This is a genomic window from Flavobacterium fluviatile (assembly GCF_010645065.1).
Lineage (GTDB): Bacteria > Bacteroidota > Bacteroidia > Flavobacteriales > Flavobacteriaceae > Flavobacterium > Flavobacterium fluviatile.
Genome location: NZ_JAADZW010000012.1, coordinates 83,546 through 105,038 on the forward strand (window position 1 = coordinate 83,546; position 21,493 = coordinate 105,038).

Here is a 21,493-nt window from a genome sequence, read left to right on the forward strand (position 1 = left end):
TAAGTATTTTTGTTTGTTGACAGTTATTGAGCAAATGAAGCTCTTGCACCACCTGCTGTAAATATGGCTGATATTCTGTTCTTCTGTCCGTTTGTAAACATATACATAGCTACATCATCAACATAATCCATGTAGTTCATTGTCATTTCTACTGGTGAGCCGGAACAAGTGCTGTAATGAGGATATGCCGGAACCCCGTAATTTTCTTCATTGTGTTTAGGTGTATCTGCCACTAAATCGTTTCCACAGGTTGCATCGCCCCAGATATGGCGTAAATTCATCCAGTGTCCTACTTCATGAGTTGCTGTTCTTCCTAAGTTAAAAGGTGCATTAGCAGCCCCTGATAATCCAAAGTATCTTGGATCAATAACAACTCCATCAGTAGAAGAAGATCCACCGGGAAATTGCGCGTATCCTAAAATTCCACCTCCGATATTACAGGTCCAGATATTTAATTTAGTGGTAGGAGAAGTAGGGGCAATTCCACCCTGAGCCGTTTTTTTCATGGCATCATTTGTACCCCACGACGTTTTGGTAGTAGATTTTCTAATTACCTGATCCAAAACAAAAGTAATTCCAATATTAGCCTTAACACCTGAAAAGAGTGCTGGAACATTGTTGTAATCTGAATTCAGGGCATTAAAATCTTTGTTCAGAATATCAATTTGTGATTGAATCTGAGCGTTAGAAATGTTCTGTGCAGTAGTTCTGTATAAAACATTTACTACAACGGGAATTTCGATTTTGCCATTCACTAAACGGCCGGTAAAGTTGTTTAGAGAGTGTTTAGCTGTAAAAGCCTCAATTTCACTCATTTTAAGAGCCAGTCCCGGATTAGCTTTTAATTGTTCTTCGAAAACTTGTTGTGAAGCACAGCCACGACGTGATACTACATTTGAAGGTGCTTCTGAAGATTCTGTCTGATCATTTTGACAGGAAAATAGCATTAAAGCAGTGATTGCGGAAAAAAAAAATTTTTTTCATGATAAAAGGGGTTTTTGTTATAAAATTGTTTTTAGGTTAAATATTTGTACAATTTTATAACAAAAAACATATTCAGCAAAATTTTTTTAACAATTTGTTTATCAGAATTTTACAAACCCTTATGTAGTCTGGTTCTTACGAAAATGTTAAAAAATAAATTTAGAAGTTAATTCGTACAAAGTTATACTAACTGCCTGTACAACATTCATACTGCTGTTTTTACCAAACATGTTGATATGAACAATTTGATTTGAAATTTTTAAAAGCTCATCAGATATTCCATCAGTCTCACTTCCTGTCAAAAGTGCTACTTTTTTATTTTCAGGAATAATAATTTCTTTTAAGGGCTTGCTGTTACTGGTAATTTCTAAAGCAATAATTTCGAATTGATTTTCAAGCAGATAATCAATCAATTGAGAGTTTTCTTCGATGACAAAATGAGGAACATGAAGATGGGTACTTCTTGATGTTTTATTTATTTTTCTGGGATTTAAAGGAATGTTTTTTCCTAAAAAAATGATATTTTCTACACCGAAAGCTTCACTAATTCTAAAAAGGGAACCAATATTTTGCTGAAAGCAGATATGATCGCAAATAAGAGTTATTGGAAATGCTTTTCTTTCAAATTGATTTTCTTCGTGGGTAAGCTGCACTTTCTGGAGATTAATTGGTGAAAATATAATTAATGATGTTGGCTCCCATTTTTAATGCCTTTTGGCGAACTGCTGCAGGATCATTATTTACTTCGGGATCTTCCCAGCCATCACCAAGATCGCATTCGTATGTGTAAAGTAAAACCAGCTTGTTTTCTACAAAAACTCCAAACGCCTGTGGTCTTTTTGCATCGTGTTCGTGAATTTTTGGCAGCCCGTTTGGAAAAGGAAAAGGTTTTTGAAAAATAGGATGATTAGCCGGAATTTCGACCAGATTGTTATTTGGAAATATTTTTTTGATTTCTTTTCGGATATACTGATCCATTCCATAATTGTCATCAATATGAAGAAAACCGCCTCCGTTTAGATAATTTCTGAGGTTATTTATATCAGAATCGCTAAACACAACATTACCATGTCCGGTCATGTGTACAAAAGGATAAGACAACAAATCCGGATTTCCCGGTTCAACTGTTGAAGGCTTTGCTTTTATCTGGGTCTGAATGTTTGAATTACAAAAACGAATTAAATTTGGCAAAGAAGTAGGATTTGCGTACCAGTCACCGCCGCCACTGTATTTTAGTAAAGCGATTTCTTGTGCAAAAGAAGGGATAGAAATTAATAGAAAAAGATACAATATTTTTTTCATACCATTTAGATTCGGTTAATTTGATATTTCATTAAAAAACACAACGCTATGACAGGCGACAACTGCAGCGGTTTCAGTGCGTAAACGGGTGTTTCCAAGTGTAACGGGCTGAAATTTATTTTCGATGGCCAATGCAATTTCTTTTTTAGAAAAATCGCCTTCGGGACCAATTAAAAGTGTTACATTTTCGTTTGGTTTTAAGGTTTCTTTTAATGATTTTTTATCTGTTTCTTCACAATGTGCAATGAACTGTAATCCATCGTTTTTGTATTTGATAAATTCTTTAAATGAAACTGCGTCGTTTAATTTTGGCAAAAACATTTCATTAGATTGTTTCATAGCCGAAAGGATTATTTTTTCGAATCGATCCTTATTTATTACTTTTCTTTCAGACCTGTCACAAATGATGGGTGTAATCTCATGAATGCCAATTTCGGTTGCTTTTTCTAAAAACCATTCAAAACGGTCGTTCATTTTGGTTGGCGCAACTGCCAAATGTAAATGGAATTTTGGTTTAGGTGATTTTTCTATCGAACGAACTTCTACAATGCATTTGTTATCTGAAGCAAGCGTAATTTCGGTTTCAAATAATAATCCCAAGCCATTTGTTACGTGCAGGATATCCGAGTCTTTTTTTCGTAAAACTTTTATTATATGACGACTTTCTTCTTTATCAAAAGAAAAAGTTTCAGTAGTTTCGTCTATATCCGGATTGTAAAATAACTGCATAATTTAAAATTGTATTCTCGCTTTAGATACTACCGAAGAATCTTCAAAACGTTCTGATAAGTATTTCTGATAACCAACAATTCCTATCATTGCGGCATTGTCTGTAGTGTATTCAAATTTCGGAATAAAAGTTTTCCATCCATATTTTCCTTCACTTTCTTTCAGTCGGTTTCTGATTCCTGAATTTGCTGAAACGCCTCCGCCAATAGCAATTTGTTTAATTCCGGTTTCTTTTACCGCTAATTTTAATTTATCCATCAAAATCTCGATAATGGTATGTTGTACAGAAGCACAAATATCATTTAAGTTTTCTTCGATGAAATTTGGATTTTTCTCTTTATTCTTCTGTATAAAATATAAAATGGCTGTTTTTAAACCGGAGAAGCTAAAATCTAATCCGGGAACTTTTGGTTTTGTAAACAAGAAAGCTTTCGGATTACCTTCTTTGGCATATTTATCAATAAGGGGACCTCCAGGATAGGGAAGTCCAAGTATTTTGGCACTTTTATCAAATGCCTCTCCAACAGCGTCGTCTGTAGTCTCGCCTATAATTTCCATATCAAAAAAGCCGTTCACTTTTACTATTTGGGTATGTCCACCACTAATAGTTAGAGCTATAAAAGGAAACTCCGGTTTGTCGAATCCTTCTTCATCAATAAAGTGAGCCAAAATATGAGCATGCATGTGGTTTACGGCAATCAGCGGAATATTTAAAGCCAGTGATAATGATTTGCTAAATGAACTGCCAACCAGTAATGAACCCATTAAACCTGGACCTTGTGTAAAAGCAATAGCTGTTAATTGCTCTTTTTGTATATTAGCTTTGCGTAATGCTGCGTCAATTACTGGTACAATATTCTGTTGGTGTGCCCTCGAAGCCAGTTCAGGAACAACACCCCCATATTGATTATGAATTAACTGATTTGCTACAACATTTGAGAGTACTTTGTCGTTATGTAAAACCGCGGCGGCAGTATCATCGCAGGAACTTTCGATGGCAAGAATAAAAACCTCTGAATTTTGCATATAAAGGCACAAATTTTGAATTATATTTGACAAATCAAATTTTAACTTTCTTTGATTGTAAAGGAGGAGCCAAAATTAAAGAATTTTTATCAAAAACAGCAGTTCTTTGTCTGTTCAAAATAAATTAAAACAAAACTAAAATAAAAGCAACTATCAAAAAAATCAAGAAAATAATATCAAGGACCCTAATGGGGTTGATTTTACTTGTACTGGTATTTGCTATTACCTTATCTTTGCCTGTGGTGCAAACCCAAATTGCACATTACATTGCTGAAAGACTCAATACTGATTTCAAAACCAATATTAGTATTGATAAGGTGGCGGTAAATGCTTTTGGAGGTGTCAAACTTAAAAAAGTATTGATCCTGGATCATCACAAAAAGATTTTAATTTATTCTGATATTATTACCACTGATATATTGAGTGTCACCAGGCTAATTGATGGAGATTTGATTTTTGGTGATGTTCGACTGACAGGTTTGATTTTTAATCTGAAGACTTATAAAAATGAAGATGAAAATAATATCAATGTTTTTATACGGTTATTTGAATCCGGAAAACCAACCAAATCAAAAAAGCATTTCTTGTTAACTGCCAAGAATGCCTACATAACTCAAGGGGCATTTTCTGCAATTGATGAAAATAAGAAAACTCCGAAGATTATCGATTTTAAAAAACTGAACACTTATATCAGCGATTTCAAATTATACGGATCTGAGATAAATACTAATATCCATAGATTTTCTTTTTTAGATCACAGAGGATTATACGTGTCAAATTTAAGCTCTAAATTCACGTACACCAAAAAACAAATTAAACTTGAAAGTTTAGCAATATCAACCAAAAGATCCAATATTTACGGCAAAGCAATTTTAAATTATAACGTTAAAGACTTTCTGGAATTTACCGATAAAGTAAAATTTGATGTTGCATTAGATTCGGCTTCTCTGGCATCAAATGACATACGTTATTTTTATGATGGCTTAGGCAAAAACCAGCATTTTAGAGTTAAAACTAAAATAGAGGGGCCTCTGAATAACCTTAACCTGAAAAAGTTAAGATTAAGTGACACAAACGGAACAAGGATTATTGGAAATATCAATTTTAAAAATCTTTTAGGAAACAAAACCCAAAAGTTTTCGATGGATGGAAAATTTGATAAACTAATTGCTAGTTATGATAATTTAGCTGTTTTGCTTCCAAATGTTTTAGGAAAAAAACTTCCTAAAGAACTCAAAAGAATTGGTAAAGTTAATATTGTTGGAACTGTAAAAGTGTCAACAACAGATTTAGAATCAAAATTCAAAATGGCTACCGATCTCGGAAATGGAGCGGTTGACCTGCACATGAATAATATTGATTTTATAGATAAAGCTTCCTATTCCGGAAATATTGTTCTGAATAATTTTGATATCGGCACTTTATTGCAAAGGAAAGATATAGGCAAAACTACTCTGAATTTAGATGTTGAAGGAATTGGTTTTACTAAAAAATATTTAAATACAATTATAAAAGGGGATATAGCAAAACTGGATTATAATAAATACACTTATAATAATATTATTGTAAATGGGAACTTTAAATTGCCTTATTACAAAGGAAAAGTTTCTGTTAATGATCCAAACCTAAACCTGAGTTTTGATGGTTTAGTCGATTTAAGCAAACGTGAAAATAAATATGACTTTCATATTAACATTGAAAATTCTGATTTGCGAAAATTAAAATTCGTGAATGATTCGATTTCAAATTTTACAGGAGACGCAATTGTTCAGGTTAGCGGAAATTCGCTGCAAAGTTTACAGGGAAATATTTATATAAAAGATGCTGTTTACCAAAATCCGAAATCAACCTATGTTTTTGATGAAATAACAGTAAATTCAAGTTTTGATTCTGATAAATTGCGAACTATAACTGTTAATTCAACTGACGTTGTAAATGGAAAAATTGTAGGTAAATTTCAATTTGACCAGCTGGATGAATTAGTAATGAATTCTGTTGGAAGTCTTTATACAAATTACAAGCCTCATAAAGTTAAAAAAGGGCAGTTTTTGCGGTTTAATTTCCATGTCTATAATAAAGTCGTTGAAATGCTATATCCGGATATTGAAATTGATTCGAGTACAGTGATGCGCGGAAGGATTGATTCTGATAAGAAAGATTTTAAGTTCAGATTTAAATCGCAAAAAATCACTGCTTCAAAAAATACTTTTGATAATATCCGAATTAATATTGATAATAAAAACCCGCTATATAATGCTTTTGTCGAGCTAGACAGCATCAAAACGCCGTACTACAAGATTCGTGATTTTAATTTGATTAATGTAACATCAAAAGACACAATGTTTGTCCGTTCTGAATTTAAAGGCGGAAATAAAGGGGAGGATTATTTTAATCTGAATTTATATCACACCATAGATAAAAATAAAAACAATATACTTGGAATTCATAAATCAGAAATGAAATTTAAAGACTATTTATGGTATTTGAATGAAGATGAAGAAGATGATAATCAGGTAGTTTTTGATAAAAATTTTAAAAACTTTACCATCGATAATATTATACTATCCCATGAAGACCAAAAAATGGATCTGAATGGGGTAATAAAAGGGACTGATTATAAAGATGTAGTCCTGAATTTTGAAAATGTAGATATCAATAAAATAACACCCTTAAATAATAAATTTGTTTTTAATGGTAATCTGAACGGAAGCATAAATTACAAGCAAAACAAAAACATCTATCAGCCAACTGCATCTATTGAAATTGACCATTTAAATCTGAATAAGATTGATTTAGGAACTTTGAAGTTTGATATTTCAGGAGATCAAACCTTTAAAAAGTTTACTATAAATTCGTCTATAGAAAATAATTTTGCAGAATCTTTCAGGGCAGAAGGGAGTTTTGCAGTTCAGAATAAGGAGACAATGCTGGATTTGAAATTAAAGCTTGATGGCTTTAATCTGGCAGCTTTAAGCACCATTGGGGGTAACGTTCTGTCTAATATACGAGGAACTGTGTCCGGAAATGCAGCAATAGCGGGCAATCTTAAAAAACCGGAAATAAACGGCAGGTTATATGTTGAAAAAGCAGGTATGACCGTAACCTATCTCAATACTGACTACGAATTAAATAATCGGACAGTTATAGATTTAACTGACGAAAAGTTCCTATTTAGAAATAATCAGCTAACAGATACCCGGTTTGGGACTAAAGGATTGCTCAATGGTAGCATAGAACATACAAATTTTGGAGACTGGAAATTGGATTTAACGATAACTTCAAAAAAATTGTTGGCATTAGATACAAAAGACAGTGAAGACGCTGCATATTTTGGTACGGCTTTTATCAATGGTACAGCAAGTATAACAGGACCAACAGAAGCGTTATTTATTAAAGTAGATGCGAAATCTGAGAAAGGAACGCAAATAAAAATACCAATTAGTAATGTACAAAGTGCCGGAGATAAGAGCTTTATTCATTTTATTACACCAAAAGAAAAATTTAATCAGTCTAAAGGAATTGTAGAAACAACAAGAGATTATAACGGACTGGAACTGGAATTCGATTTTGACATTACTCCTGATGCGGAAATTGAAGTTATTTTAGACAGGGATTCGGGACATGGCATGAAAGGTAAAGGATACGGTTCCTTATTATTTAAAATTAATACGCTTGGCAAATTTAATATGTGGGGAGATTTTCAGGCTTATGAAGGAACTTATAATTTTAAATACGGCGGGTTAATAGATAAAAAATTTGCTGTTAAAAAAGGAGGTTCAATTATTTGGGAAGGAAACCCTATGAGAGCACAATTAAATTTAGAAGCTGTTTACAGAACAATTGCTAACCCCGCAGTTTTATTGGAAAATTCTTCATTCAATAAAAAAGTTCCTGTTGAGGTGGTCATTGGTTTAAGAGGGGATTTAGCTAGTCCTGAGCCTAATTTTGATATTCAGTTTCCTTCTGTAAGTAGTGTTTTGAAATCAGAAATACAATATAAACTCGATGATAAGGATATTCGTCAGACCCAGGCTTTATATTTGTTATCGACAGGTTCTTTTATGAGTACGGATGGGTTTAGCCAGGGAGATTTATCCGGAACATTTGCTGAAACGGCTTCTAGTTTATTAGGAGATATAATTAAATCTGATAATGATAAAATTAATGTGGGTTTTAATTATATTTCTGCTGACAGGCGTATAGGTCAGGAGGCTGACGGACAGGTTGTTGCAACTGTTTCGTCGCAAATTAATGAACGCATTACCATTAATGGAAAAGTAGGCGTACCTGTAGGAGGTATAAATGAATCGGCAATTGTAGGAGATATTGAGGTACAATATCGTATTAATGAAGACGGAACTGCTAATTTGAGATTGTTCAATAAGGAAAATGACCTTAGTTATGTTGGTCAGGGTATTGGATATACTCAGGGAGTAGGTATTAGCTATGAAGTTGATTTTGATACTTTTAGCGAGTTAGTTAATAAAATCTTTAAGAAGAATAAATTAGGAAAAATCAATAAAAGCTCAAATGACATACAGGACTCTAATTTAAACCCTGATTATATAAATTTTACAAACGCTAAAAAAGAAGCACAAAAAGACAAAGACAACTCTGAGAAAAAAGAAGAAAAACAGGAAAAACAAAATAATAATAATGAGGGGCTTATTCCTGATAATGATTTCTAAACAACTGAACCGAAAGGTTTTGAAATCTTGATTCAATATCCCGAAAAAGTTATTATAATTATGAAATTTTATAACACTTCATTTGTTGAATGTTAATTTTACATTATTAATTAAAAAAGGTTACTTTTATTGTCTTAAATGAATTTTTAGGTGTATAAAAACTTATTAACCGAAAACGTTTGAATTTGATATATTTGCTAATTTATTATAATCATCAACGGAAAAGTGATGAATGTTTGCTAATTTTACACTTTAATACTTAAATAATGCCAAAAACAATAAAAAAAGTAGGTGTTCTTACTTCAGGAGGAGATTCACCAGGAATGAATGCCGCTATTCGATCAGTTGTTCGTACATGCGCTTATCATAATATAGAATGTTTGGGAATTTATAGAGGGTATCAGGGAATGATTGAAGGTGACTTCAAAGAAATGGGACCCCGAAGTGTAAATAACATTGTAAACAAAGGAGGGACGATTTTAAAATCGGCTCGCTCAACTGAATTCAGAACACCCGAAGGCAGAAAAAAAGCTTACGATAATCTGGTAAAAGCGGGAGTTGATGCTCTTGTAGTTATCGGAGGAGACGGAAGCTTCACCGGAGGATTGATTTTTAATTCTGAATATGGTTTTCCTGTAATGGGTATTCCGGGTACAATTGATAATGATATTTTTGGAACTAGTTTCACATTAGGGTACGACACAGCTCTAAATACAGTTGTAGATTGTATTGATAAAATCAGAGACACCGCAAGTTCACATAACCGACTGTTTTTTGTAGAAGTTATGGGCAGGGATGCAGGGCATATTGCACTTAATGCAGGTATCGGTGCTGGTGCTGAAGAAATTCTTATACCTGAAGAAGATTTAGGTCTTGAAAGACTTTTAGACTCTCTTCAAAAGAGCAAGGCTTCAGGAAAATCATCAAGTATTGTGGTTATTGCAGAAGGTGATAAAATTGGTAAAAACGTATTCGAATTAAAAGATTATGTTGAAGCCAATCTTCCTGAATATGATGTACGTGTTTCGGTTCTTGGACACATGCAGCGTGGTGGTTCTCCATCATGTTTTGATCGTGTTTTAGCAAGCCGATTAGGAGTAAAAGCAGTAGAATCCCTATTAGCCGGTAAATCAAATTATATGGTTGGTCTGCAACAGGATAAAGTGACTCTGACACCGTTAGAACAGGCAATTAAAGGGAAATCAGAAATTGATATGGAGTTACTGCGAGTATCGGATATCATGTCAACATAAAAAAAGAAACGAAGTTTATAGTGAGAAAATAAACTTTGAATTAGTTAAAATAAGAACAAAAACAAAATCGAGTAAAATGTCAAAAGTAAAATTAGGAATAAACGGATTTGGACGTATTGGAAGAATCGTTTTTAGAGAATCTTTCAATAGAGATAATGTAGAGGTTGTTGCAATCAATGATTTATTAGATGTAGATCACTTAGCTTATTTGTTGAAATATGATTCTGTTCACGGTCGTTTCGACGGGACTGTTGAAGTAAAAGAAGGAAAACTTTACGTAAACGGAAGAAACATCCGTATTACTGCAGAAAGAAATCCAGCTGACTTAAAATGGAATGAAGTTGATGTTGATGTAGTGGCTGAATGTACTGGTATATTCACAACTATCGAAACTGCAAGTGAGCACTTAAAAGGTGGTGCTAAAAAAGTAATCATTTCTGCTCCTTCTGCAGATGCTCCAATGTTTGTAATGGGAGTTAACCACGAAACTGCTAAGGCTTCTGATTTAGTTGTTTCTAATGCTTCTTGTACTACAAACTGTTTAGCTCCTCTGGCTAAAGTTATTAATGATAATTTTGGAATCGTTGAAGGTTTAATGACTACTGTTCACGCTACAACTTCAACTCAAATGACTGCTGACGGACCTTCCAGAAAAGACTGGAGAGGCGGACGTGCCGCTGCAATAAACATTATCCCTTCTTCAACTGGTGCTGCAAAAGCAGTTGGAAAAGTTATCCCTTCTTTGAATGGAAAATTAACAGGTATGGCTTTCCGTGTTCCTACTGCTGACGTTTCTACGGTAGATTTAACTGTAAAATTAGCTAAAGAAACTTCTTATGAAGAAATTATGGCTGTTTTAAAGAAAGCTTCTGAAAATGAATTAAAAGGTATTCTTGGATATACTGAAGATGCTGTTGTTTCTCAGGATTTTATTTCTGATAAAAGAACTTCAATCGTTGATGCAACTGCCGGAATTGGTTTAAATTCAACTTTCTTTAAATTAGTATCATGGTACGATAATGAGTACGGATATTCTAGTAAATTAATTGATTTATCTGTGCATATCGCAGGTTTAAAATAATATTTTATTAAGTGAGAAAATCCCGTTATTTCTAAATAACGGGATTTCTTATTTTGTTATGTCTTTAATTAATGTAAAAAACACACTTTTAATTAAAGAAAACTAATTAAAAACTAAACTAACATGAAATTAATAGTTGATAGTGGATCTACCAAAGCTGACTGGATTGCAATTGATGATAATGGAAAAGTACTGTTCACAACACAAACTTTAGGGCTAAACCCTGAAATACTGGATGGACCTGAAATTATAGAAAGAGTAAATGATCGTTTTGATATTTCACAAAATAGAAAAGAAGCAACTCATTTGTTCTTTTATGGGGCAGGATGCGGTACTGACCGAATGAAAAAATCCTTATCTCAGGTATTTCAGGAGTATTTTGAAAATGCTATTGTTGAGGTTCAGGAAGACACTTATGCTGCAGTGTATGCGACTACACCAAAAGGAGAAGAAGCGATTGTTAGTATTTTAGGAACTGGCTCTAATTGTAGTTATTACGATGGTAAAATTTTACATCAAAAAGTGCAATCATTAGGTTATATTGCAATGGATGACTGCAGTGGAAATGTGTTTGGAAAAGAATTGATTAGAAAATATTATTTTAATAAGATGCCTAAAGAATTGGCTGTTGAGTTTGAAAAAGAATATAATTTAGATGCTGATTACATCAAAAACAAATTGTATAAAGAGCCAAACCCAAATGCTTATCTGGCAACTTTTGCTAAATTTCTGATTCAGCATAAAGATTCCGATTTTTGTAGAAAAATCATTTTTAAAGGGATGAAATCTTTTGTAAAAAACTATATCAGGCAATATGATAACTGTCAGGAAGTACCTGTTCATTTTGTTGGCTCTATAGCTTTTTACCTTAAGGATGAGCTGCAGGAGATATTTGATAAATACGAACTTAAATTAGGTAACGTTTTAAGACGTCCAATTGACGGACTTATTGCGTATCACGTTGCAAATAAATAAAATTAAGAATGGAAATTGCAATTATTGCGCATGATGGTAAAAAAGCAGATTTGATTAATTTTTTAATTAAAAATACCGAGGTTCTGCAAAACGAGAATATAAGTTTAATTGGTACTGGTACAACCGGTGGAAAAGCAGAAGCAGCAGGTTTTAAGACAAGGAGAATGCTCTCAGGTCCTTTAGGAGGTGATGCCCAAATAGCAGGCAGAGTAGCAGAAGGGCTGACACATATGGTTTTCTTTTTTAAGGATCCTTTGTCAAGTCACCCACATGAGGCAGATATTAATATGCTTATCAGGGTTTGTGATGTACATAATGTGCCGCTGGCAACTAATGAAGCAACGGCACAATTATTATTAGATGCTATTGCACAGCAATTATAGAAATCTCAACATTTACATTTTTTGGCAAACAAGCCACCTGAACCGTTTCACGTGCTGGAGCGGTTTTTTCATTAAAATAAGATCCGTAAACAGTATTGATCGAAGCAAAATTATTCATGTCCATTATGAAAATAGAAGCTTTTACCACATTCTCAAACGTCATATCAGCAGCTTCTAAAATAGCTGCAATATTTTGCATAACCTGATGTGTTTCATCGTTGATATTTGCTGTAACCAGTTCTCCTGTAGATGGGTTTATCGCTATTTGTCCGGATGCATAAAGTGTATTTCCCGATAATATAGCCTGATTATAAGGGCCGATAGGAGCTGGTGCTTTGTCGGTAAAGATTATTTTTTTCATATTAAAATATTAAAAAATTTGTAATAAGGAATTATCTGTTTGTATTGCTTCTTTTATCCCATTTAATATCGCTTAGCATTCCGGATTTTATTCCGATAAAGAAATTCCAGTTAGCATAGGTGCCAAGTGGTGTCCAGTTGAAAGACATTCTCCAGCTCAACAAATCTCTTTCAAATCTTAGTTGTGTGAAAGTAACTCCTTTTTGTACAAAATCGTAACCGCTCGATATTCCGCCTTTCCATTTCGGGGTGATGTCCATATTTGCAGAAACCATGATAGAGTTCCCTGTTATCTTATTTTCTCTGTTTGTATTGGAATATGTTAATGAATAGGCCATGGTCATATCCCAGGGAAGTTTTGAATTAAAAAATTCGGTAATTACATTCTCAGATTCTTCTTCAGAAAATTGACTTTTTCTCGTGTCATTTAAGTCTGTATTTGTTCCAAATAAATCATCACTTCTTCCTCCGTTTCGCTCACTTTGTTTGTTCTCTTCCTTTTTGTCGTTCTTGTTGGAAAACGAATAGTTCAAAGTCATATTGGCGCTTGTCATTCTGAACAAGCTTCCTCCATTATTTATATTGAAGACATTGATTTGCTGTCCCGAATTGTCAATTGCATACGGATTTAATGTCGCGGCAAAATTCACATTCATTTTATTATCAAATAATTGTGTTCCTCCACTAACGCGTACAGGTTCAAGAGCAAAAGTTGTCTTTCCGTCAGCATTAAAATTATAACTGGTGCTGAAGTTCAGGTTGTTTAAAAGCATCACCTTCTTAGGTTCAGTTTTAGTGCTGTCCTTATCAGTTACTTTTGCTTCAAAAGTATTGCTCAAATCAAAACCTATTATATTCGAATTGGATTTGCCGGGCTGTCCATATACTCCATTTTCAAATCGGGTATAATCCTTGTAAGTTGTGCCGGTAGCATCTATAGCATAGGTATCATAATATTTTTCAAAACTTGGAGTATAAGAATAGGAGAAAGACGGGCGCATAACGTGCCTTATAGCTTGTATTTTCTTGGTATCACCAAATTTAAAAGTACCATAGATCGTGGTTCCCAGGCTTGAACTGAAATTATATGTTCTAAAGGCATCAAAACCATTAACTGTTTTGTCCACAACTGTATTTAAGCTGTTATCATAAGATCTGTTAATCGTTTTTGTAACCCAGGTTTCCTGGTAATTGGTAGAGGCACTGGCACTAAAATATTTAAATATTTTAAAATTGGTACTAAGAGGGATGCTGTGTTGCATTCCAATTTGTGCATTTTCAAACATTTGAGGTTTAAAAAACAAAGAATCCGTGGTCACAAAACTGTTTTTACCGCTGACATTGTATTGTAAATTGATATTCTTGATCAACCCTTTTTTCACTCCATCTTTTCCAACAAAAGGATAAATACGATCAATGCTTCCTTGCAAAGACGGCAGGGTCATATTGATTTGTTCTGTTTGCGTATTTTGAGAATGGGTTGCCGTTAAAGCTATCCGGGCTTGTGGAATCGTATTAAAAGTTTTATTCCAGGAAATAGACGAGCTAAGTGTATTGTTTAAACTTGAACCAATATTAGCCTGATTAATAGATTGTTTAAAATACTTACTGCTACCCATATTCACAGAGGCTGAAAAACTGGAATTGGGATTAGACTTTGAATCTTTGGAATGGGACCATTGGATGTTGTAAATTTTTTGTTTTGAATAATCAGGATAACCTCTTTCGCTGGAAATCAAATTCTCATATCGAAAATTAACATTACCCCTATATTTGTATCTTGTGGCATAAGAAGATTCAAAACGCATGGCGTAGCTGCCATTTGTGTAATAATCCCCTAAAACAGTTAAGTCGTAATTATCGCTTAAAGCAAAATAATAACCTCCATTTTGTAATGAAAATCCTCTGGTATTAGAATCGTTATAACTTGGTATAATGATACCAGAAACGCTTTTTTCCTGGCTCATAGGGAAATAGGCATAAGGTAATGCCAGAGGTGTAGGTACATCTGCAATCACCATGTGCGTCAAACCTGTAATTACTTTTTTTCCCGGAACAAATTTTACCTTACTGGTCTTGAAATAATATTCAGGATTGTCAACATCGGTAGAAGTAGTAAAACGAGCGCCTTTTAAATAGTAAACTGAGTCATTTTCTTTTTTGGTAACTTCTGCCTTAATTTTAAATTCTCCCTGTTCTGTTCTTGAATTATAAATTAAGGCTTTTTTAGTTTTAAAATTAAAGCGGATTGAATCCGGCTGGACTTCATTAGATCCTTGTTTGAAATTTGGATATTGTGTTAAAACCCCGGCAGAATCTTTTATTCTCCCGGCATATACTTCGTCCTTGTCGTAATTAAGCACTATAATGCCGGACTTTAGTTCTATATCTTTATAATATAATTCAGCTTCATCATAAAGTGTCAGTGTTTTATTCTTTTGGTCAATTTTTTGGTAACCTTTGGCAGTACGTTTAACTATGCCGTCTAAAAAAGCTTTTTTAGGTTTGACAGTGTCAAGCTTGATTGTATCTGTTATAGTCTTCGTGGTGTCTGCAATTGCTTTATTAGTTTTATCAGTTTGTTTTTCAGTAGGTACTGTCTTTTTTTTAGGTTTTATTTCCTGTGAATATAAATTACCGCATCCCAGAGTCAGGAAAAATGATAATAAAACGATATTAAATAAGTTTGTATGCAATGGTTTAAATGCTATTTTTGTAAAAGTATGGCTTGTTTTTTGACATGTCAAACTTACATATAATTTTTTGGCAAAAATAATCAATTGTAAAAATTATAGCTTTGCATTTTATTAAAATTAACTTTTAGATTTATGAACATTTTTAACAAAACTAAACTAATATTTACTTTTTTTCTATCTATAACTTCTTTCTGTGTTTACCCGCAATCTAATGTTTTCAAAGTAACCCTGGATGCAGGACATGGTGATCATGATTTTGGTGCAGTTTATAGTGGTCGTATTGAAAAAAATATTGCTTTGGCTATTGTGCTTAAAGTTGGAAAAATATTGGAGGCCAGTCCGAATGTTCATGTTATTTATACCCGAAAAACAGATGTTTTCATTGATTTAGTTGAAAGAGCTAATATTGCCAACAGAGCGAATTCTAATATTTTTGTTTCGATACACTGTAATGCAAATAAAAACACCTCCGCAGATGGTACAGAAACTTATGTAATGGGTTTGACTAAATTAGCATCTAATCTGGAAGCAGCAAAAAAAGAGAACTCGGTTATTACTTTAGAAAAAGATTATAAACGTAAATATGAAGGATTTGATCCTAATTCTCCGGAATCTATGATAGGAATGACCTTAATGCAGGAAGAATATCTTGATAATAGTATCTCATTAGCCAGCAAAATTGAAGATAATTTTGAGAAATTAGGAAAAAAACTTCGTCAGGGTGGTGTAAAACAAGCACCTTTTATGGTACTTCACAAAGCCTATATGCCAAGAGTTTTGGTTGAAACAGGATTTGTGTCTAATCCAACTGAAGGAGATATTTTAAATTCGGAAGCAGGACAAAATGATATTGCTGAAGCAATCGCACAGGCAATACTAAGTTATAAAAGAGAGTATTTTGGGACAGGTGCCCCTGAAGTGAATGATGTGAAACCTGCAAAAGATACATCTGTTCCTGCCAAACCTAAAACAGTTGAAACTGCTCCAAAAATAGTGAAGGATAGTCCTAAAGGAACTTTCTTCAAGGTTCAGCTTATTGCAAGCATAAAAAAAACACCTTTAGAACCTAAAAATTTCAAAGGCTTAAAAAATATATCTATGGTTTATGAAAACAATATTTATAAATATTTTTATCAGGAAACTTCAGATTACGAAACCGCAAAAAAATATTTGCAAGAAGCTAAAAGTAAAGGATATGGTGCTTCTTTTTTGGTCGCAACTAAAAACGGTGAAAAAATCAGTATTCAGGACGCTATCAAATAATACTGGTAAGTTCGAATATTTATATTAATTTTGTACAAACACTTACAATTTTGAAACTAACAAGAGAAATTAAAACGGCTATTTTAGTCATTGCGTCAATTTTATTATTTATTTGGGGCTATAGTTTTTTAAAAGGCAGAGACCTTTTTACAAATTACAAAACATTATATGTAGAATATGATAATGTTGAGGATTTGGCACAGTCAGCTCCCGTAACCCTAAACGGACTTGGGATTGGTAAAGTAAATAAAATTACAATTAATGAAACAACTGGTAAATTAATGGTTGAACTTCAGTTGAAAACTGATTTTCCAATCTCTAAAACCAGTAAAGCTTCATTGTATTCGCCAAGTTTGATAGGAGGGAAGCAAATTAAAATTATTCCAAATTTAGCTGACAAAACTCCTGCAGAAGATGGGCAGATTCTTGAATCGACAGTTGAGTTAGGATTAACAGAATCTTTAGGAGGTAAAATTGAGCCTATTCAGCAAAAATTAGACCTTATGCTTGCTAATATTAATACGCTGGTTTCCGGATTGAATAATGTTTTGGATAAAAAGGGCCAGGAAGATCTAAAAAAATCATTATCAGAATTGAGCCAGACTATGGAGCAGTTTCACAGAGCTTCCGGAAGTCTGAATTCTATTTTAGACAGTAATAAAGCACAGATTAATGGAATTGTGACAAATTTTAATAAAATGTCAACCAATTTTAATAAAATATCAGATTCTTTAAACAAGGCCGATTTAGGCAAAACGGTCAGGAATTTAAACCAGACATTATCAAAAGTGGATGGAATTATGAGTAATTTAAACTCAGGTAAAGGAACTGCCGGGAAATTGCTAAATGATGATGCCTTGTATAATAATTTGTCTAAAACTTCAAAAGAGTTAGAGTTGTTGTTGCAGGATGTGCGTCTTAATCCAACACGTTACGTAAATGTTTCTGTTTTTGGAAAGAAAAACAAACCGTATGTAGCTCCAAAAGAAGAGGAAAATCCGACGACTAAAAAATAAGAGCAATGAGCTATCTTGATAATATTTTATTTGCTATAATACTAATAGCCGGTTTTGGTTTTTTTGCTTCAGGAGTAAAAAAAATCATCCGAAATATCAATTTAGGTGTTGACATAGACAGAAAAGATAATCCTAAAGCTCGTTGGGCAAACATGGCTCTGATTGCTCTGGGGCAATCAAAAATGGTTAAACGTCCTATTGCAGGTGTACTTCATATTTTTGTATATGTAGGTTTTATAATTATCAATATCGAATTACTTGAAATTATTATTGATGGATTATTCGGAACACATAGAATTTTTGCACCTTATCTAGGAGGAGTTTATGATGTTTTAATAGCTTCTTTTGAAATATTAGCGATACTTGTAATCTTTTCTGTAACGGTTTTCTGGATTAGAAGAAATCTTATTAGGCTGAAACGTTTTATACATTCGGATTTAACCGGGTTTCCTAAAAGTGATGCAAATTACATTTTGTATTTTGAAACCATTCTGATGATTTTGTTTTTATTGATGAATGCTGCAGATCTGCATTTGCAAAATGTTCCGGGAGGAGTTTTTCATAAAGCAGGAAGTTTTCCCGTAAGTCAGTTTATAGCGCCGATTTTCAACGGAATGTCAAATGAACGGGTTGTGGTTTTATTTGAAGTTTTCTGGTGGCTGCACATTGTTGGGATTTTGTGTTTCATGAATTATTTATACTTTTCAAAACACCTCCATATTATTTTAGCATTTCCAAATGCTTATTTTGCCGATTTGAAACCAAAAGGGCAATTTGATAATCTGGCATCAGTTACTAAAGAAGTGAAATTGATGATGGATCCAAATGCTGATCCTTTTGCTGCTGCTCCTGTAGATGAAAATGCTGTTCCTGCAAAATTTGGTGCAAGCGATGTACAGGATTTAAACTGGGTTCAATTATTAAATGCTTATACCTGTACAGAATGTGGGCGTTGTACCTCTGCATGTCCGGCAAATCAAACGGGTAAGAAATTGTCTCCCCGTAAGATTATGATGGATACCAGAGATCGCTTACAGGAAGTCGGTAAGAATATTGATGCCAACAAAGGGGTTTTTGTTCCTGATGATAAAACATTATTGAATGATTATATTACGCCAGAAGAGTTGTGGGCTTGCACGTCTTGTAATGCCTGCGTAGAAGAATGTCCGGTAAATATAAATCCGCTGTCTATTATTATGGATATGCGCCGTTATTTGGTAATGGAGCAAAGTGCTGCACCAATGTCACTTAATGCAATGATGACTAATATTGAAAACAATGGTGCACCCTGGCAATATAGCCAGCAAGACCGATTGAACTGGAAAAACGAGAGCTAGAATTATAGTTAGTAGGTTATTTTTAGGATTAGCCGAATTTAAAATATCGATTAATAAATCAACAAAATAAGATGTCAGAAAGTTTAGTAGTACCAACAATGGCAGAGATGCTGGCCGAAGGAAAACAGCCTGAAGTGTTGTTTTGGGTTGGTTGTGCAGGAAGTTTTGATGATAGGGCAAAAAAAATCACAAAGGCGTTTGTGCGAATTTTAAATCGTACAAACGTTTCTTTTGCAGTATTGGGTACTGAGGAAAGCTGTACCGGAGATCCTGCAAAAAGAGCCGGAAATGAGTTTTTGTTTCAGATGCAGGCTATGATGAATATCGAGATTTTAAATGCATACGAAGCTAAAAAGATAGTTACTGCCTGTCCGCATTGTTTTAATACTTTAAAAAACGAGTATCCCGAATTAGGAGGGAATTACGAAGTTATTCACCATACGGAATTTTTGAAATCATTAATTGACGATGGAAGACTTACTGTAGAAGGAGGTCAGTTTAAAGGTAAAAAAATTACTTTCCATGATCCGTGTTATTTAGGAAGAGCGAATAAAGTTTACGAAGCACCTAGAGATTTGATTCAGAAACTGGATGTTGAATTAGTTGAAATGAAGCGTTCAAAAGCTAACGGATTGTGTTGTGGAGCGGGTGGGGCGCAGATGTTTAAAGATGCTGAGCCCGGAAATAAGGAAGTGAATATCGAAAGAACCGAAGATGCGCTTGAAACCCAACCGGATATTATTGCAGCTGGTTGTCCGTTCTGTAATACCATGCTGACTGACGGCATCAAAAACAAAGAAAAAGAAGGGCAGGTAAAAGTAATGGATGTTGCAGAGTTAATTGCAAATGCGCAGGATTTGTAATCCAGGGCTTAAAGTAACTAAGTAGTAAAGGCTCAAAGTTTTTAACTTGAAACATTAAACCTGAAACTGAAATAAAAAACAAATAAAAACAAAATTTAAAGATGTATATACCTTTTGAAAATTTGCCAGGTGAATCCAGAGTCTGGATTTATCAATCGAACAGAAAATTTTCTGAGGAAGAATTTTCTGAAATCGAAACTGATTTAAAAGCATTTGTAGAAGGATGGGCAGCTCACGGAACAAGCCTTGAAGCTTCATTTTTGCTAAAATATAACCGTTTTATTATATTGGCTGTTAATCAGGAAATTCAGGCGGCTACAGGTTGCTCGATTGATAGTTCTGTAGAATTTATTCAGGGTTTAGAGAAAAAGTATAATGTCGATTTATTAGATAAAATGAATGTGACTTTCAAACTTGGTGAACATATTGCACACAAACCATTAATTGATTTTAAGAAAATGGTAAAAGATAAATCAGTTTCTGAGAATACAATTGTTTTCAATAATTTGGTAAACAATATCGAAGAATTTAATGAATCCTGGGAAGTTCCTGCGGCTGATAGCTGGCATAGCAGATTTTTCTAAGAGAAATTTATAGTATATTTGAGAGGCATGAAATTTAGGTTTTGTGCCTTTTTGGTTTTTAATTGTTTTAAATTTCAGGTTTAAGGTTTCGCCAAAATTTGTCATTCCGAGGAACGAGGAATCGCACTGGAGAATCGACAAAGATTGACGACTCGCTTTGCGGGATTAGTTGTGAAGATTTCTCGTTCCGTGGAATCATAAACTAATATGAAACTTTGACAAAGTTCGCGAAATAAAGAAATATCAATTTACACATTAATAAAACCTAGTTATAAACAAACAGCTAATAGTATTAATAATGATAAACTCTGATCAAAATTTTAGATGGCAGAAGGTTAAAAATGGATTATTACATTTTGCGATTGTAAACTTACATATTCAAAAGAATGAAAAGAGAAATGAAATCATAGAAGATTATTCGGGTTATAAATATTCTAGCGATTTGATGGATGTCAGGCATGAAGGTTTCAATACTTTGAAAACCGGGCTGAGAAATGGACTTGAATTTGCGCTTTCACATAGTTCCGATTTCTGGACTATTAGGATAAACGGTTTTTGTACATCATATATTGATACAAATGCAACAATTCTAGGTTATACCGGTATTTTGGCTTTTATAAAAGAAACAAATATTATAATGAGTAATCTTAAGGAAGTTGAAAATTTTGTCTTTACAAGCAGGAACGATGACCTCATAAATAAAATTCCAAACTTTAATGAATTGATTTTTACTTGTGATGTTTAAAATTAAAGTATTAAATAAAATGTTCTTCTGAAAACAAAAGATCTAATTTAGCCCCGATGGGAGCGTTATCCTTTTTGCTGCTTCTTTAGCAGTGAAAAGATATAGTGGACAGCGGGATTACTGGTCTTTTATGCAGATATTGTACTGCTTCAAAAAATATTTATCAACTACAATTAATCTAATTTTGTCAAAAATCTAACAGTTTAAA

The 21,493-nt window shown here is 33.5% G+C and carries 18 protein-coding genes; 11 read left to right on the forward strand and 7 right to left on the reverse strand.

Annotated elements, in window-relative coordinates; translation table 11 throughout:
* Positions 1-23: 23 nt before the first annotated feature.
* From GXM17_RS13160 to tsaD, 5 genes are all read right to left on the reverse strand, one after another.
* Positions 24-947, reverse strand: coding sequence for a zinc metalloprotease (locus GXM17_RS13160; protein ID WP_163399788.1), 924 nt, complete (start codon positions 945-947; stop codon positions 24-26).
* Positions 948-1,130: 183 nt separating this feature from the next.
* The gene (locus tag GXM17_RS13165; protein WP_163399789.1) at positions 1,131-1,637 is read right to left on the reverse strand and encodes a TrmH family RNA methyltransferase; all 507 of its coding nucleotides are present in this window, start codon (positions 1,635-1,637) and stop codon (positions 1,131-1,133) included.
* 10 nt (positions 1,638-1,647) lie between these two features.
* Positions 1,648-2,286, reverse strand: coding sequence for a DUF4159 domain-containing protein (locus GXM17_RS13170; protein WP_163399790.1), 639 nt, complete (start codon positions 2,284-2,286; stop codon positions 1,648-1,650).
* 15 nt (positions 2,287-2,301) lie between these two features.
* Positions 2,302-3,015 carry a 16S rRNA (uracil(1498)-N(3))-methyltransferase gene (locus GXM17_RS13175; protein WP_163399791.1) on the reverse strand — a complete coding sequence of 238 codons (714 nt, stop codon included), beginning with the start codon at positions 3,013-3,015 and terminating at the stop codon, positions 2,302-2,304.
* 3 nt (positions 3,016-3,018) lie between these two features.
* Positions 3,019-4,041 (reverse strand): tRNA (adenosine(37)-N6)-threonylcarbamoyltransferase complex transferase subunit TsaD, encoded by a 1,023-nt coding sequence (tsaD, locus tag GXM17_RS13180; protein WP_163399792.1) that lies wholly within the window; start codon positions 4,039-4,041, stop codon positions 3,019-3,021.
* 188 nt (positions 4,042-4,229) lie between these two features.
* Between tsaD and GXM17_RS13185 the strand changes: the two genes are divergently transcribed.
* The 5 genes from GXM17_RS13185 (at position 4,230) to GXM17_RS13205 (ending at position 12,421) form a co-directional block, all read left to right on the forward strand.
* Positions 4,230-8,729: a translocation/assembly module TamB domain-containing protein gene (locus tag GXM17_RS13185; protein ID WP_163399793.1), complete on the forward strand. Its 4,500-nt coding sequence runs from the start codon at positions 4,230-4,232 to the stop codon at positions 8,727-8,729.
* Positions 8,730-8,995: 266 nt separating this feature from the next.
* Positions 8,996-9,982, forward strand: coding sequence for a 6-phosphofructokinase (gene pfkA / locus GXM17_RS13190; RefSeq protein WP_163399794.1), 987 nt, complete (start codon positions 8,996-8,998; stop codon positions 9,980-9,982).
* A gap of 76 nt (positions 9,983-10,058) precedes the next feature.
* Positions 10,059-11,063: a type I glyceraldehyde-3-phosphate dehydrogenase gene (gene gap / locus GXM17_RS13195; protein WP_163396584.1), complete on the forward strand. Its 1,005-nt coding sequence runs from the start codon at positions 10,059-10,061 to the stop codon at positions 11,061-11,063.
* Positions 11,064-11,186: 123 nt separating this feature from the next.
* Positions 11,187-12,038 carry an N-acetylglucosamine kinase gene (locus GXM17_RS13200; RefSeq protein ID WP_163399795.1) on the forward strand — a complete coding sequence of 284 codons (852 nt, stop codon included), beginning with the start codon at positions 11,187-11,189 and terminating at the stop codon, positions 12,036-12,038.
* Between the two features lie 8 nt (positions 12,039-12,046).
* Positions 12,047-12,421, forward strand: coding sequence for a methylglyoxal synthase (locus GXM17_RS13205; RefSeq protein WP_163399796.1), 375 nt, complete (start codon positions 12,047-12,049; stop codon positions 12,419-12,421).
* On the opposite strand, the gene GXM17_RS13210 is transcribed toward GXM17_RS13205, so the two are convergent.
* Positions 12,402-12,782, reverse strand: a complete 381-nt coding sequence (locus tag GXM17_RS13210) for a RidA family protein (protein ID WP_163399797.1) — start codon at positions 12,780-12,782, stop codon at positions 12,402-12,404. The genes GXM17_RS13205 and GXM17_RS13210 overlap by 20 nt on opposite strands.
* Positions 12,783-12,813: 31 nt before the next feature.
* Complete coding sequence (locus tag GXM17_RS13215) at positions 12,814-15,528, reverse strand: putative LPS assembly protein LptD (protein ID WP_167522122.1); 2,715 nt, start codon at positions 15,526-15,528, stop codon at positions 12,814-12,816.
* Between the two features lie 81 nt (positions 15,529-15,609).
* Between GXM17_RS13215 and GXM17_RS13220 the strand changes: the two genes are divergently transcribed.
* The 6 genes from GXM17_RS13220 to GXM17_RS13245 all read left to right on the forward strand — a co-directional run bounded on the left by GXM17_RS13220 (position 15,610) and on the right by GXM17_RS13245 (position 21,285).
* The gene (locus GXM17_RS13220) at positions 15,610-16,740 is read left to right on the forward strand and encodes an N-acetylmuramoyl-L-alanine amidase family protein (protein ID WP_163399799.1); all 1,131 of its coding nucleotides are present in this window, start codon (positions 15,610-15,612) and stop codon (positions 16,738-16,740) included.
* A gap of 50 nt (positions 16,741-16,790) precedes the next feature.
* Complete coding sequence (locus GXM17_RS13225) at positions 16,791-17,756, forward strand: MlaD family protein (protein ID WP_163399800.1); 966 nt, start codon at positions 16,791-16,793, stop codon at positions 17,754-17,756.
* 5 nt (positions 17,757-17,761) lie between these two features.
* Positions 17,762-19,093, forward strand: a complete 1,332-nt coding sequence (locus GXM17_RS13230; RefSeq protein ID WP_163399801.1) for a 4Fe-4S dicluster domain-containing protein — start codon at positions 17,762-17,764, stop codon at positions 19,091-19,093.
* A gap of 71 nt (positions 19,094-19,164) precedes the next feature.
* Positions 19,165-19,956, forward strand: coding sequence for a (Fe-S)-binding protein (locus tag GXM17_RS13235; RefSeq protein ID WP_163399802.1), 792 nt, complete (start codon positions 19,165-19,167; stop codon positions 19,954-19,956).
* 101 nt (positions 19,957-20,057) lie between these two features.
* Positions 20,058-20,540, forward strand: coding sequence for an ABC transporter ATPase (locus GXM17_RS13240; RefSeq protein WP_163399803.1), 483 nt, complete (start codon positions 20,058-20,060; stop codon positions 20,538-20,540).
* 298 nt (positions 20,541-20,838) lie between these two features.
* Positions 20,839-21,285, forward strand: a complete 447-nt coding sequence (locus GXM17_RS13245; protein WP_163399804.1) for a hypothetical protein — start codon at positions 20,839-20,841, stop codon at positions 21,283-21,285.
* The last annotated feature ends 208 nt before the right edge of the window (positions 21,286-21,493 follow it).

Excerpts from the sequence above, each read along its gene's own strand:
- gap (WP_163396584.1), top strand. The coding sequence starts at position 10,059 with ATGTCAAAAGTAAAATTAGGAATAAACGGATTTGGACGTATTGGAAGA.
- GXM17_RS13210 (WP_163399797.1), bottom strand. The coding sequence starts at position 12,782 with ATGAAAAAAATAATCTTTACCGACAAAGCACCAGCTCCTATCGGCCCT.
- GXM17_RS13160 (WP_163399788.1), bottom strand. The coding sequence starts at position 947 with ATGCTATTTTCCTGTCAAAATGATCAGACAGAATCTTCAGAAGCACCT.
- GXM17_RS13235 (WP_163399802.1), top strand. The coding sequence starts at position 19,165 with ATGTCAGAAAGTTTAGTAGTACCAACAATGGCAGAGATGCTGGCCGAA.
- GXM17_RS13185 (WP_163399793.1), top strand. The coding sequence starts at position 4,230 with ATGGGGTTGATTTTACTTGTACTGGTATTTGCTATTACCTTATCTTTG.
- GXM17_RS13175 (WP_163399791.1), bottom strand. The coding sequence starts at position 3,015 with ATGCAGTTATTTTACAATCCGGATATAGACGAAACTACTGAAACTTTT.
- pfkA (WP_163399794.1), top strand. The coding sequence starts at position 8,996 with ATGCCAAAAACAATAAAAAAAGTAGGTGTTCTTACTTCAGGAGGAGAT.
- GXM17_RS13205 (WP_163399796.1), top strand. The coding sequence starts at position 12,047 with ATGGAAATTGCAATTATTGCGCATGATGGTAAAAAAGCAGATTTGATT.
- GXM17_RS13200 (WP_163399795.1), top strand. The coding sequence starts at position 11,187 with ATGAAATTAATAGTTGATAGTGGATCTACCAAAGCTGACTGGATTGCA.
- tsaD (WP_163399792.1), bottom strand. The coding sequence starts at position 4,041 with ATGCAAAATTCAGAGGTTTTTATTCTTGCCATCGAAAGTTCCTGCGAT.
- GXM17_RS13230 (WP_163399801.1), top strand. The coding sequence starts at position 17,762 with ATGAGCTATCTTGATAATATTTTATTTGCTATAATACTAATAGCCGGT.
- GXM17_RS13240 (WP_163399803.1), top strand. The coding sequence starts at position 20,058 with ATGTATATACCTTTTGAAAATTTGCCAGGTGAATCCAGAGTCTGGATT.
- GXM17_RS13245 (WP_163399804.1), top strand. The coding sequence starts at position 20,839 with ATGATAAACTCTGATCAAAATTTTAGATGGCAGAAGGTTAAAAATGGA.
- GXM17_RS13170 (WP_163399790.1), bottom strand. The coding sequence starts at position 2,286 with ATGAAAAAAATATTGTATCTTTTTCTATTAATTTCTATCCCTTCTTTT.
- GXM17_RS13220 (WP_163399799.1), top strand. The coding sequence starts at position 15,610 with ATGAACATTTTTAACAAAACTAAACTAATATTTACTTTTTTTCTATCT.